Source organism: Marinomonas sp. IMCC 4694 (assembly GCF_008122525.1).
Lineage (GTDB): Bacteria > Pseudomonadota > Gammaproteobacteria > Pseudomonadales > Marinomonadaceae > Marinomonas.
Genome location: NZ_VSRV01000001.1, coordinates 2,861,292 through 2,874,076 on the forward strand (window position 1 = coordinate 2,861,292; position 12,785 = coordinate 2,874,076).

The following is a 12,785-nucleotide window of genomic DNA, read 5'->3' on the forward strand; positions in this document are numbered from 1 at the left end:
ATGCATTTTCTATTTTGACTAGGTCGTCATCGCTTTTCTCTCTTTTTTGATCATAGCGGCTCGTTCTGTGACCACCCCAGAAGCACAATATCCTCGATACATGACTTATCTTTCTGCGATTTATTGCCGCAGTCGAAGCAGTTGATCGACACTCAGTACTAAAATGCCAAACATCAGGTGACTCATGACTTTTACCTCACCACGTACCCAGATGTGTCGACCTCCGAACTCATCCTTGAGTCGGCCATTGGCTCGTTCTGCGCCCGAACGTTCCCGATAACGCACCGTATCGGCGGGTTCAAATCCTTCTTTCTCGCCCCCTCTGGGGTTGTGATCTATCAGGGGCACAGGCCCTAACTCTCTACTGTGCTCATGCAGGTCAATACTGCAGTAGGCGGCGTCCATCAGATCATAAAGGTTGGTCACCCTCGCCGCACTGATGTGAGACAGAGGGATGGCGGCACGGCTGTCATGCATGGAGGCTGAGGACAGCAAAGCGGAGATGGGGACGCCACAGTCTGCAATGTCTAGATGCAGTTTGTAGCCATTCCAGCTGTTTTTATAGCCTTGAGCATTGCATTTTGTGCCACGACGGCAATCAACCGGGATCTCTTTAAGCATCTCTTCTAGGCATTGGGTACGTTGCCGTGCCACATTGAATTTGATCGGGCGTTTTTCATCTTTGTCCTTGCGGGGCCGCCCTTTAAGCTTAGGTTTATCCGTGTCCACTTTGTCGATCTTTTGTGGACGTTCTCACTCACCTTAATCGCCGTCCCGTCTCGGCTGATATGCCCAATGAGACGATCTCCAAAGTGCATTTTGATCAGCACCTCGTGGGCACGTTCGGCCAACTTATCTTTGGCAAACGTCTCGAACGCACGAGAAAAAGTCGAGGCTGAGGGCAGTTTCTTATGAAGCGGAAATCCACAGATTCGCTGTAATGCTTTGTCCATGTTTAGGCGTTCTATTAGATGCACCGTGGTGGTAAGCCCAAGCACTACCTTGGCAACAAACGCGTTGGCTAACCAAGCGAGTTCATGGGGAGGACGCCCCGTCCGATACGAAAAACGTGTCACAAACTCTTCGATGCGAGACCATTCCAAGATATGAATCAGTTTTTCAAGTTTTGGGGTCAACAAGCCTATTTCTTGGTGTAAAGCAGGAATCAATTGGCCTTGAACGATTTGCCAGCGTTGCATTATTTGTTGGGGCGTCGTAGCATTCATAGAGTGGGTATGTCGATGTTGTGTGAGAACGCTATCGTCGCCGGAAACGGCAGCCCACGTCTTCTCTTTTTTCGTTATTCCACGAATAGATATGGCTTATATCGACAGTTTTGCAATTACCTCAATATGAGAAGCTATTTCTATTCTATTACCCTGCTTTACTTTCTTTTTCCCATCGCTGATAACACTATACACTCAAGCGGTGCTTGTCTTCTTTCATAAGTTCCATACTGGCTTGATACGCTTTATTACTATCACCTGCCATTATTGCATCATAAATAGCCCGGTGTTCACTCAAGCAAACACCGCCATCTTTTGAGGAAAAAAGAAAGAACCATTTAAACATGGCTACCAATACATTCCCAAAAGGCACATAGAAACTGTTGCCGGTCGAAATAAAGATCATACGATGAAATTGAGCGTCTACTTCGATCCACTCATCATGATCAAAATTTTCAGCAATCGCACACATACGTTGAAAGATATTAGCAAACTCAATACGATGTTCTTTTGTTGCCCTTTCTGCTGACAAGGCACAAGCTTGGGGTTCGATGGCTTTTCGCAATTCTAAAAACTGGACATAAATGTCCTCGGTTGTTTCAATGCCAATCATCCACTCTAGTAATTGGACATCTAAAAAATTCCAGTTTGTTTTACACTTAACTCGTGTGCCTACTTTGGGTTTAGATTCAATCATGCCTTTGGAATACAGCATTTTGAGTGATTCACGAAAAACAGTCCGGCTAACACCCATTTGTTCGCATAATATCGGCTCACTGGGCAATAAAGCCCCTTCTGGAATGTCACCTGAAAGGATTTTCACTGCTATTTCGCGAGCGACTTGTGCATTTAAGTTTTCTCGTTTTAGCCCTACATTACTGAACTGGGAGACCATAGTTTTTCCTTTTGTTATCCATTTATTGTACCGTTGGAAAGACAAAAACGATATAACTAAATCTCTCTTGACTAGTGTCTGAATGATGGAAAAAAAGATCGATTGATCAATAACTTAACGCCATACAGTTGGCTTCATCATTCTTATTCTCCTTAGCCCTTCTCTTTAAGAAGTCCGTGTTTGTCACTCAACAGAAGCCATGAAATAGTGGCTTAACATTCGCAGCCTATGCTCCATTTTAAAATAGTTTCTAGCGTCTTGGTATGTCAAGATAAGTTGCTTGATGTGCAGCAAAGGCAAATACACCTTATCTAAACATGTCTGTCGCCAATGTGGCGCTAAACGGGTATCGCATACGGTGTCTAGCAAGACGTTAAACACCCGTTGATGCAACGACATCGCGTCGACGATGCACAAACGCTCGGCATACTCCTCGGTTCGGGTTAAGTAATAAGTGAGCACTTGCGGTGTATCCGCACATTGCCCGCCTTGAATTGTCTGTTCGAGTACTGAAAATGGTACTAAATAATGACTCACTACCTCACCCCTTTAAACATCGTTTGACTCACCACAAATACAAATGAAAACCATTATTAATAATGTAGGCAGACACAAGTACTGTCAAGCGGTTGATAATCATTCTTATTAAAAACCAAGGTGGCGCGTTTTACAGTGCGCATTTTATTGATTAATATCAGCGGGCTTCTCTCTCAAACGTCATACCAAAAGCATCACGCCATTAACAACAAAGCCCCTGATGCACAGAGCGCAACAGGGGCTTATAAAGAGCAATGTCTGCTTAATCGTGGTGATAGCCTCAGTGGTGATGACCGCCCACACCATGTGCGTGACCATGGGCAATCTCGTCATTCGTCGCCTCACGCGTATCGACAACTTCGATATTAAACGTCAGGTCTTTACCAGATAGTGGATGGTTCAAATCCACTGTGGCGTGCTTTAGTCCGACTTTTACCACGGTAACCTGACGCATACCTTTGTCAGTTTTTACCATAGCAACCATGCCCGCTTTCCAGCGCTTTGCGCCTTGCAAATGCTTAACAGGCATTTGTTGAGTACGATCTTCGTAACGTTCGCCGTAGGCATCGGCACACGCCACGGTAACTTCAAACGCATCACCCACATTTTTGCCTTCCAGTGCTTTTTCTAGCCCTGGGATAACGTTGCCATGGCCATGTAAATACGCCGCAGGGTCTTTACCCGCTGACGTTTCAAGCAAGGTTTCACCGTCGCGTAATGTGTAGTGAAATTGAACAACTTGGTTGTCTGTAATCGACATGTTATTTCCTCATTTTGTATTCAAAGAGTGAGCGTCATCGCCCCTATTTGGCCGCATTATAATCATAATATCACCGCTTACCTAATGGCTTACGCTCATCATTAGAAAATGGCGAGTTCTAATGAATCTTCGTGGATAATAATGTCTTTCACCATGGTCGCGGCGGTTTTTTCGAATGCCGAATGATCCAGTATATAAATAGGGTGTTGGTCGAAATACTGAGCCAGAGCCTGCTCAAAATCTCCCCGTAAAGACCCCAACGTTGACCGCAGCATTTTGTCATTAAAGCTGGAACCTTCAACCGCTATTTTAGTGATTTTAGGCGCCACCAAATACAAACGGTTTTCTTCAATGCGAATACCAGATTCAAACGAGGGGTTAACGCTGGTCGTCAATGAAAACGCCTGCCCAAACGCCGTTAACGTCCCCGTCATATCACTCACAAGATCGACCAATACCAAGCCGCCGTCGCGCTCCGTAAAATCAATGACCGCTTGCGTCACCAACAAATCTAAATTTAATGTATTACTGTCTAAAGTGAGTGCAATATGGCGCTCGTTTTGTTGCTCAAGCTGCTTTACGACCTCTTGATTGACCTCCTCTTCACTAATTCGAAAGCTGTTGCAGCCCGCCAATACTATCGACAAGCCTAACAAAGCAAACGTACACACACTGCGACCAATTTTCATCACACATTCCTCTTCGCGGCCACATTGGCATCGCGTTTTTCATACCAGAAAGCCATAAAATCTTCAGTGACTTTTTGCTCTATGTCCACCGCTTCCTCCGTTGGGCAAAATAATGAAATAGTAAATACATTAAACCCCTCCGGTGTCGTGGTAATGCGTACGCGTGGTTCAGGCCCCGAAATACGAATATCCAAGCGCTTTTCGATCAAACTGTTGTAGCGAATCGCCACCTCATGGAAATGCTCAGAATACTGGTGAATTTTTGTTAAAATCTGTTCTTTAATTACAAACAAATTCACCTCATCGGTTTGCCGTGCAATAGAAAAAGTATGCGTCACATAACGGCGCATGTAATTCAAATTTTGCACCGTATGCAGCAGCAACACACTATTAGGCACGACCGTGGTACGCCCAGTATACGCATAGCTGCCGCCTTTCAAATCTACTTCAAACAAGGTCGTCGACAACCAATCGCTGTCGGTCACTTCGCCTTCATAATTGGCAATGCGTATCCAATCACCCACCTGATAGGGCCGCGTACTGGCGCGGTAAAACGCCCCCACAATACAGGCAATAAACTCCTTCGTGGCAATCACCAACGCCACCATAAACGCCGCAATCGAAATTGCAATGTTTTGTAATTCAGAAGACCAGATAAGCACTAACCCAACCACTAAAAGCAGATTAAATATGTTATCTACCGCGTTGATTCTTTGGCGCTTTTTATCATTTTCTGTCTTTTGATTAACGCGAATCACTCGTTTGGTATAACGCCGCACTAAATAAGACAAAAAAATCCAAGCGATCGTCAAAACGACTTCAACATGATCCATTAAAATGGATAAGTCTAACTGGGAAAAATCGACCGACATAAAACGCACATCCTTTAGTAAGGTCGCCACTTTAACAAAAAGTCACGCTGATCAACAAATAAAAGCACTAGACAAACCACAAAATAATACTGTACATTTATACAGTATTATTTATATCGAGGTGGATTATGCCTGTAATTATCAACTATGTTGTTGAACGTGATGGAATCGAAAAAATGACGTTTACTTCCAAAACCGACGCCGATGCCTACGACAAACTGTTAGACACAGCCGACGCCTTGTACGAGGTATTGGCTCAAAGTGACCTAGCAGGAGACCATAGCCAGAAAGAAGCACTGTCTATGTATTTAGCCCAACAAAAAGACGTGCTCTTGGATATTTTAAGCTCAAAAAAGAAAGCCACACCAAAAGCGAAAAAAACCAACACACAGCCAACACAATCAACGCTGGGCCTTAGTAAAAGCTCGCCAAAAAAAGCACTCGAAGATCTCATCATAGAGACCGATGAAGACGCCACCTACACAGAAACCGAAGATGACAGCAGCGCCGTATTTGATGACGAAATCACTGACTACATTGAAAGCGACGCCGCTTAACGTCGTTTCACTCACTGCCTCGCTTACAAGGACGTAAGTGGCGTAGTATCTCCAAAGTGAAGCGCAGCTAATACCCAAATACCCCTATTCACCAACTGCATTTATTTCCCTAACAATCTCGGCTTTCACATATACTTTACCCATGTAAACCTGTTTATTTATAGTTTGTTTGTTGTCGTTGATGATTGGAACCCAGCATGAAGCCTAACGCCCCCAAAAATACCGTTGATAAAAATATGTTGGGGGTATTTCGTTACAGCCGCCGAGCCCTTGAACTGGTGTGGCAAACGTCTCCGGCGCTCACTTTGGGCTTGGCATTCGCTACTCTGATTGCCGGCGTACTACCGGCCGCTATGGCCTACATAGGACAGTTGATCGTCGACGCCGTTCTGGCAGCAATGGAAAGCTACAAACAAGACCAAGTATTGCATTATCAAACCGCATTAAATTACGTCGTGCTAGAAGGTGTTTTAGTGTTAGTCATCGCGGCGGCTCAGCGTTCATTGACAGCGCAAAAAGCCATTTTACAAGGTTTACTCGGACAAAAAGTTAACCTAATGATCTTGGACAAAGCTCAAACCCTAAGTTTGTCCCATTTTGAAGATTCCGAGTTCTACGACAAACTGGTGCAAGCTCGACGAGAAGCGTCGAGCCGACCGCTGGCGCTGGTCAATAAAACCTTTGCCTTACTGCAAAATGCCCTTTCTTTATCGAGCTTTGCGGTCTTGCTGTGGCACTTTTCACCATGGGCCTTACTGTTGCTGATCTGTGGCGCGCTTCCTGCATTTATTGCCGAAGCCAAATTCTCTGGTGATGCGTTTTTGATGTTCCGCTGGCGCTCTCCAGAAGTGCGCCAACAAAACTACTTAGAAACCTTATTGGCCCGTGAAGACAACATAAAGGAAGTGCGACTTTACCAACTCGGCGAGCGTTTTTTACAACGCTACACTGACATTTTTTTAACCCTCTTCAAAGAAAGTAAACGCTTAATCTTACGCCGTGAAAGCTGGGGCTTCGCGCTCGGTGTCATCAGCACCTTAGTGTTTTATGGCGCCTACGCTTGGATCGTCAGCGACACGATTATAGGCGCCATCACATTGGGCCAAATGACCATGTACCTGTTGCTGTTTAGACAGGGACAAAGCGCCGTATCAGCCTCACTGACCGCCATCAGCGGCATGTACGAAGACAACCTATATTTATCGAATCTGTACGATTATTTAGAGCAGGAAACTTCACCGTCTACCGGTGGCTTACTCGTCGGCCCCAACGCCCACGACGGCATTCGTTTTGAAAACGTGACGTTTCACTATCCTGGCACCACAAAACCCGCTTTATCCAATATCAATTTGCATATCCGACTTGGTCGCAGCGTGGCGATTGTCGGCGAAAACGGCTCAGGAAAAACCACCCTCATCAAGCTATTAACGCGACTGTACAACCCTACTGAAGGGCGAATTTTACTCGACGGACTGGACTTGCTCGAATGGGACGAAACGGCCTTACTCAAACGCGTGGGTGTAATATTTCAAGACTTTGTACGCTATCAATTTATTGTCGGTGAAAACATCGGTGCGGGGGACAACGACCGTTTTCATGATGAAAGTGGCTGGGCAAAAGCCGCGGCTCTGGGTAAAGCCACCGATTTTATCGATCAGCTGGACAAAGGCTATCAAACCCAATTGGGCCGATGGTTTAAAGGTGGTCAGGAATTATCAGGGGGACAATGGCAAAAAGTCGCCTTAGCGCGGGCTTTTATGCGTGAAGACGCCGATATTTTGGTCTTAGACGAACCCACCGCAGCGATGGACGCCCAGGCCGAAGCGACTATTTTCCAGCACTTTCAGGAACACACGAAAGACAAAATGGCGATCCTGATTTCCCATCGGTTTTCAACCGTACGCCTAGCCCACGAAATCATCGTCATGGAACGGGGCCACATTAAAGAACGTGGCACCCATGAGGCCTTACTGGCTCAACAAGGTCAATACGCGCATTTATTTACTCTGCAAGCGCAAGGCTATCGTTAAACCCGATCGCCTTCGTCGTCACTTGCATCAAAATCCACTTCATCAAGATCGGTTTCATATTCGATCTCAGTGTCGTCCTCTTCACGGGCAGTACGCTGTGCCGGCACCGCTAAAATTTCCAAGTAAAAAGACGTCCACTCTTGGCTTTCTGCAAAGCTGATTTTCTCGTTGATTTGCCCAACGTATAGGCCTACTGCACTGTCTTGTGTTTGTCCGAAGCGACAATCAAAGCCCCAAAAATCCGCGTAATCCGGTAAGGTTTTATTGCGCTCTCGTTTTAGATATTTTTTCACCTCACTTTTGGTCGCTTCGATTAAACGTGGGTATTTAATAGTGGGATGAGAGAGTTTAAATGTCTTTTTCATTAGGATCCTAAAAATGTCGATGTCTGGCTGCCATGGCATAAAAATGCGTGGCGACCCGTGGCGAGCATGATAACGGATCGCCCAATCGGTTGCCACTTACTTACAGTCACACAACCTGATAAGGCTTTAACAAACGATGAATAAAGGCCAGCTTTTCACGCACTGCAGGCACCAAAATGAACGGATACAAATCCGGCTGCCCCATACCACGATTAAGGTTATTCACCGCAAAGGTCAAGGGTAAATATTGCGCCAAAATGTCATCGAAATTATCGTGATGATAGGGGTCGATGTTTACCATTACTGCTAAATTTTCACTGTTTTTTCCAACGGGCTGCAAACTCATACCCAAATCACTGGCGGTTTCCAAGGTGTCAACGATGTGCAGATAATGTGCCCAGGTTTCTGCCCAATCTTCCCACGCATGAGACGAGGCATAGACACTGACGTAGTCTTTTTGCCACTCAGCATTGGGCTTTTCATAGTGCGCTTCTAACGCATCGCCATAATCTTCTTGGTCATCGCCAAACAACGCACGAAACTGAGCCAAAGCCGTGTCGTCTTCAAGAATCAATTGATCCCAGTAATAGTGCCCTACTTCATGACGAAAATGACCAATCACCGTACGGTATGACTCGTTCATATCTTCGCGCATTTGCTCGCGATCAACCGTATTTCCTTCGGATGCATTAATCGTCACCTGCCCTGCGGCGTGGCCAGTCATCGCGCTCACATCTTCGGGCACCACGTTATTTTCAGAAATAAAATCAAATGACAAGCCGTCTTCAGGCTCGCTCTTTTTGCTCACTAAAGGCAGACCAAGGCGCAAAATCGAATACACCAAACGATGTTTAGCAAACTCTAATTGCTGCCAAGCCTGGCGCTCTTCTATCTTGCCCAAATTGGGAATGTGCCGATTCAACTCACACGCCACACAAAATGTGCTGCCGCCCTCTTCCACTAGCCAATTACAAACCTGATGCTGATGATTCTCACAGTAATACCAACGCTTTGCCGGCTCGGTTTTATCGGCCAAAGCCACCCAAGCGTTGTCTACAGAAGTCAAAGCACTGATCACCAGTTGGTCTGGCAAAAAGCCCAGCGCAGACGAACATTGTTCACAGTGGGTATTTTCAAATAACACCGTTTGACCGCATTGCTGGCAACTGAAAATTTTCATAGCGCTCCTGCTGTTAATACAGCGGATGGAAAAGAAGAGGGAGAAAGAAAACCATTGAAAATGGAACGTCGAATCAATTAGGGCGTCTTTACAGCATCATAATGGAGCTGAGTCAAAATACCTACTCATAAAACGAGCGCACACGAGTGAATCGCGCTGCGTCAATGATTGACCATAAATGCAATATTCCACCGACTAACCACATAAAAAACAAGATAACCGTCGCACCCAACGCATAGCTTATAAAAGTCGTCACAAAGAAGAACAATGCCATAAAAAAGCGCCCTTGCACTAACTGCCCCAGACCTGGGATAAACACATTACAAATCGCCGCGAGCACATTGCCGCCAGAACCTTGACCAGACATAAGCATTACCATCGTAAACATACAAAATAAAACATAAGAATAAGGACAAAAACACAAAATAGAAAGCCGCTTATCGACGCTTAACTGAAATTAAAAATACGCTTTTTTCTCTTGATACGCCTGCTTGATGTGCTCGATCAACCGCCGCAGTTTTTCTGGCAAATACTTGGTAAAAGGATAAATCGCGTATACGCCGAGCTGCCGAGGTTGATAGTCAGTCAAGATAGCAACGAGCGTGCCTTTTTGCAGATCCTCATACACACAACAACGTGGCACATAAACAATACCGAACCCTGCCAACGCCGCTTTGCGCAAGGCTTGAGCGTTGTTTGTCGCGAAGCTGCCACTAATACGAACGCTCTTCTCCACGCCTTGTTTGGTAAAACGCCAGTCAAATGAGCCCTGCGCTTGATAAGTATACGCCAAGCAATTATGGTCTTTTAAGGCGTCTAACGTGCTGACTTCACCCTGTCGTTCAACGTAATGGGGCGAACAGCACACCACCCAATTCGATTGAATCAAGGGCTTAGCGATCAAGCTGGAATCTTCCAGTTTGCCGGTACGAATGGCCAAATCCAGCCCTTCCCCGACCAAATCAACGAAGTCGTTTTCCAAGCGCATGTCCACGGTAATATTGGGGTATTGTTGACAAAACTCCGCCACCGCTTCGGCTAACAACAATTCACCCGAAATCGTTGGCACCGACATTTTAATCGTGCCGGTTAGCCCTTGGCTAAACGCCGACACCGACGCAATGGCATCGCTGACTTGGCCTTCAATATTTTTGGCGTGAACGTAGAGGCTTTCGCCCGCCTCGGTCAGACTCAACCGTCTTGTCGTGCGGTGGATCAACTGCACGCCCAAGTCTTGTTCGAGCTTGCTAATGCGTTTGCTTAACGCGGGCGTCGACAAACCCGCACCCAATGCGGCTTTATTGAACGAGCCCGAATCCGCGACCGCCACGAACAGGGTTAAATCGGCTGAATTCAATGGGCTAGACCTCAGATTATTAAGACGTTTTAAGAAAGAGTTTATTATTTTATGTCGTATTTATTATAAATAAAACACAGTCTATAGTTAACCGATACGATAAAAGGAGCCATCCATGCGACTCAAAGACTGCCACAATTTCCAAGATTTTCGCACTCTCGCGAAAAAACGCCTACCCAGCCCAATTTTTAACTACATTGATGGCGGCGCCGACGACGAAACCACTTACCGTCGCAACACGGCCGCGTTTGAAACCTGTGACCTCGTACCCAGTGTGTTGACTGGCGTAAAAGACGTGGATTTGTCGGTCACCGTGATGGGGCAAAAACTCGCCCTGCCAATCTACTGTTCGCCTACTGCCTTGCAGCGATTATTCCATCACGATGGCGAACGCGCGGTAGCCAATGCCGCGGAAAAATACGGCACCATGTTTGGTGTATCGTCCCTTGGCACAGTGAGCATGGAAGAGATCGCCAAGCAAACCACCACGCCTCAGGTCTATCAGTTTTACTTCCACAAAGACCGCGAACTGAACCGCGCCATGATGCAACGCGCCAAAGACGCAGGCGTGCAAGTGATGATGCTCACTGTCGATTCCATTACGGGCGGCAACCGAGAACGCGACCTTCGTACAGGCTTCGCCATTCCTTTTAAATTAAATCTAAAAGGCATGCTGCAATTTGTCCTCAAACCCATGTGGGGCATTAACTACGTCACCCACGAAAAATTTCGTTTACCACAGCTTGAAGAACACGTGGACATGGGTTCTGGCGCGACCTCCATTGGCGACTACTTTACCAACATGCTCGACCCATCAATGAACTGGGACGACGTGGCGGAAATGGTGAAATTCTGGGACGGCCAGTTTTGTTTGAAAGGCATCATGAGCCGAGAAGACGCTCGTAAAGCGGTGGAAATTGGCTGCACTGGCGTGATTATTTCCAACCATGGTGGTCGCCAACTTGATGGTTCGCGCAGTTCCTTTGACCAACTAGCGGAAATCGTCGACGAAGTGGGCGATGAAATCGACGTCATCTTCGACAGCGGCGTACAGCGCGGCACCCATGTACTCAAAGCCTTATCCCTCGGTGCAAAAGCCGTCGGCATTGGTCGTATGTACCTTTACCCCTTGGCGGCCGCAGGACAACCTGGCGTGGAACGCGCACTGGGATTAATGAAAGCCGAACTCGAACGCGACATGAAACTCATGGGCAAAACATCGATTGACCAACTGAGCAGAGATAACTTGCGGTTTCGGTCTTAGCTTCAATGAATTGAACCGCTAGGCAAAAGAGGGACTAAATAATGTCCCTCTTTTAATCATTATGATCCAGCCCTAAAAAATATGCTCTTTCCCTTCCTGTGGTGTAGCGTAAATAGTACTCCCCACACCAGCAGAAAAATCGCCATCCGCACGGGCCACCAGCATACCTAAATCAGCCACGCTAATATGAAGAATGGCGTCAGCACCTAGATGTTCGATGTGTTTAATCACGCCTTGCCATTTCCCTTCTTCTAACGATAACGTCAAATGCTCAGGACGTATTCCGTAAAGATCCGCGTTATGTTCCTTGGCAACAGTGCCATCAAATAAATTCATTTTAGGACTGCCAATAAAACCCGCCACAAAAGGCGTTTTCGGATGATGATATAGCTCCATAGGCGAGCCAACTTGCTCAATATGACCCGCGTTTAACACCACAATTTTATCGGCCATTGTCATGGCTTCTATTTGATCGTGGGTAACGTAGATCATGGTGGCATTCAAGGTGCTGTGCAGTTCGGTCAATTCGATACGCATTTTTGAACGTAGCGCCGCATCCAAATTAGAAAGCGGCTCATCAAACAGGAAGACTTCTGGCTCTCGCACAATGGCACGGCCAATCGCCACTCGCTGGCGCTGCCCACCAGATAAATCTTTGGGTTTGCGATCCAGCAGGGATTCAAGTTGCAACATCTTCGCTGCAGCATTTACTCGCTCAGTAATTTCGCTTTTAGGGCGTTTAGCCAGACTTAAACCAAAGCCAATATTGTCTCTAACCGTCAAGTGTGGATAAAGTGCATAACTTTGAAACACCATGGCAATGCCACGATCAATGGGGTCGGACCGGGTGACATCCTTTCCTGCGATCTCAATCAAGCCACTGGTTGCGTCTTCCAAACCAGAGATAATACGCAACAAGGTGGATTTACCACAGCCAGAAGGCCCGACAAAGACGCAAAACTTACCATCCTCCACGTCTAAATCAATGCCTTTTAAAATTTTAACGCCATTAAATTCTTTGTGTATATTTTTTAATTTTACGGTAGCCATGGT

Annotated in this window: 13 protein-coding genes and 1 pseudogene; 3 read left to right on the forward strand and 11 right to left on the reverse strand. The window is 46.3% G+C overall.

All coding sequences use genetic code 11. The features are described 5' to 3' along the window. Positions 1 to 120 precede the first annotated feature (120 nt). From FXV75_RS13040 to FXV75_RS13065, 6 genes and pseudogenes are all read right to left on the reverse strand, one after another. A pseudogene (locus FXV75_RS13040) lies at positions 121 to 1,226 on the reverse strand (transposase). Positions 1,227 to 1,413: 187 nt separating this feature from the next. After that, positions 1,414 to 2,121 carry a FadR/GntR family transcriptional regulator gene (locus tag FXV75_RS13045; protein WP_148834024.1) on the reverse strand — a complete coding sequence of 236 codons (708 nt, stop codon included), beginning with the start codon at positions 2,119 to 2,121 and terminating at the stop codon, positions 1,414 to 1,416. A 183-nt stretch (positions 2,122 to 2,304) separates the two neighbouring features. After that, the gene (locus FXV75_RS13050) at positions 2,305 to 2,658 is read right to left on the reverse strand and encodes a hypothetical protein (protein ID WP_148834026.1); all 354 of its coding nucleotides are present in this window, start codon (positions 2,656 to 2,658) and stop codon (positions 2,305 to 2,307) included. Positions 2,659 to 2,938: 280 nt separating this feature from the next. Then, positions 2,939 to 3,418 carry a peptidylprolyl isomerase gene (locus FXV75_RS13055; RefSeq protein ID WP_148834028.1) on the reverse strand — a complete coding sequence of 160 codons (480 nt, stop codon included), beginning with the start codon at positions 3,416 to 3,418 and terminating at the stop codon, positions 2,939 to 2,941. A gap of 101 nt (positions 3,419 to 3,519) precedes the next feature. Next, positions 3,520 to 4,107, reverse strand: a complete 588-nt coding sequence (locus FXV75_RS13060) for a DUF1439 domain-containing protein (protein WP_148834030.1) — start codon at positions 4,105 to 4,107, stop codon at positions 3,520 to 3,522. Next, the gene (locus tag FXV75_RS13065) at positions 4,107 to 4,979 is read right to left on the reverse strand and encodes a mechanosensitive ion channel family protein (protein ID WP_148834032.1); all 873 of its coding nucleotides are present in this window, start codon (positions 4,977 to 4,979) and stop codon (positions 4,107 to 4,109) included. The genes FXV75_RS13060 and FXV75_RS13065 overlap by 1 nt, the downstream gene beginning before the upstream one ends. A 128-nt stretch (positions 4,980 to 5,107) precedes the next feature. Here FXV75_RS13065 and FXV75_RS13070 point away from each other — a divergent pair, with 128 nt between their 5' ends. Both FXV75_RS13070 and FXV75_RS13075 read left to right on the forward strand, forming a co-directional pair. Further along, on the forward strand, positions 5,108 to 5,536 hold the full coding sequence (locus tag FXV75_RS13070) for a YebG family protein (RefSeq protein ID WP_148834034.1): 429 nt from the start codon (positions 5,108 to 5,110) through the stop codon (positions 5,534 to 5,536). Positions 5,537 to 5,733: 197 nt separating this feature from the next. Beyond that, positions 5,734 to 7,566 (forward strand): ABC transporter ATP-binding protein, encoded by a 1,833-nt coding sequence (locus tag FXV75_RS13075; RefSeq protein WP_148834036.1) that lies wholly within the window; start codon positions 5,734 to 5,736, stop codon positions 7,564 to 7,566. Here the strand turns inward: FXV75_RS13075 and FXV75_RS13080 are convergent. The 4 genes from FXV75_RS13080 to FXV75_RS13095 all read right to left on the reverse strand — a co-directional run bounded on the left by FXV75_RS13080 (position 7,563) and on the right by FXV75_RS13095 (position 10,468). Continuing rightward, the gene (locus FXV75_RS13080; protein WP_148834038.1) at positions 7,563 to 7,931 is read right to left on the reverse strand and encodes a DUF6172 family protein; all 369 of its coding nucleotides are present in this window, start codon (positions 7,929 to 7,931) and stop codon (positions 7,563 to 7,565) included. The genes FXV75_RS13075 and FXV75_RS13080 overlap by 4 nt on opposite strands. 106 nt (positions 7,932 to 8,037) lie before the next feature. Continuing rightward, positions 8,038 to 9,111, reverse strand: a complete 1,074-nt coding sequence (locus FXV75_RS13085; RefSeq protein WP_148834040.1) for a putative zinc-binding metallopeptidase — start codon at positions 9,109 to 9,111, stop codon at positions 8,038 to 8,040. A gap of 121 nt (positions 9,112 to 9,232) precedes the next feature. Continuing rightward, entirely contained in the window at positions 9,233 to 9,478 is a 246-nt protein-coding gene (locus FXV75_RS13090) for a hypothetical protein (RefSeq protein ID WP_148834042.1), read from the reverse strand. Positions 9,479 to 9,568: 90 nt separating this feature from the next. After that, positions 9,569 to 10,468 carry a LysR family transcriptional regulator gene (locus FXV75_RS13095; protein ID WP_148834044.1) on the reverse strand — a complete coding sequence of 300 codons (900 nt, stop codon included), beginning with the start codon at positions 10,466 to 10,468 and terminating at the stop codon, positions 9,569 to 9,571. A 115-nt stretch (positions 10,469 to 10,583) separates the two neighbouring features. Here FXV75_RS13095 and FXV75_RS13100 point away from each other — a divergent pair, with 115 nt between their 5' ends. Next, positions 10,584 to 11,732 carry an alpha-hydroxy acid oxidase gene (locus tag FXV75_RS13100; protein WP_148834046.1) on the forward strand — a complete coding sequence of 383 codons (1,149 nt, stop codon included), beginning with the start codon at positions 10,584 to 10,586 and terminating at the stop codon, positions 11,730 to 11,732. Positions 11,733 to 11,804: 72 nt separating this feature from the next. Here FXV75_RS13100 and FXV75_RS13105 read toward each other — a convergent pair whose 3' ends face one another. Then, the gene (locus FXV75_RS13105) at positions 11,805 to 12,782 is read right to left on the reverse strand and encodes an ABC transporter ATP-binding protein (RefSeq protein ID WP_148834048.1); all 978 of its coding nucleotides are present in this window, start codon (positions 12,780 to 12,782) and stop codon (positions 11,805 to 11,807) included. Positions 12,783 to 12,785: the final 3 nt, after the last annotated feature.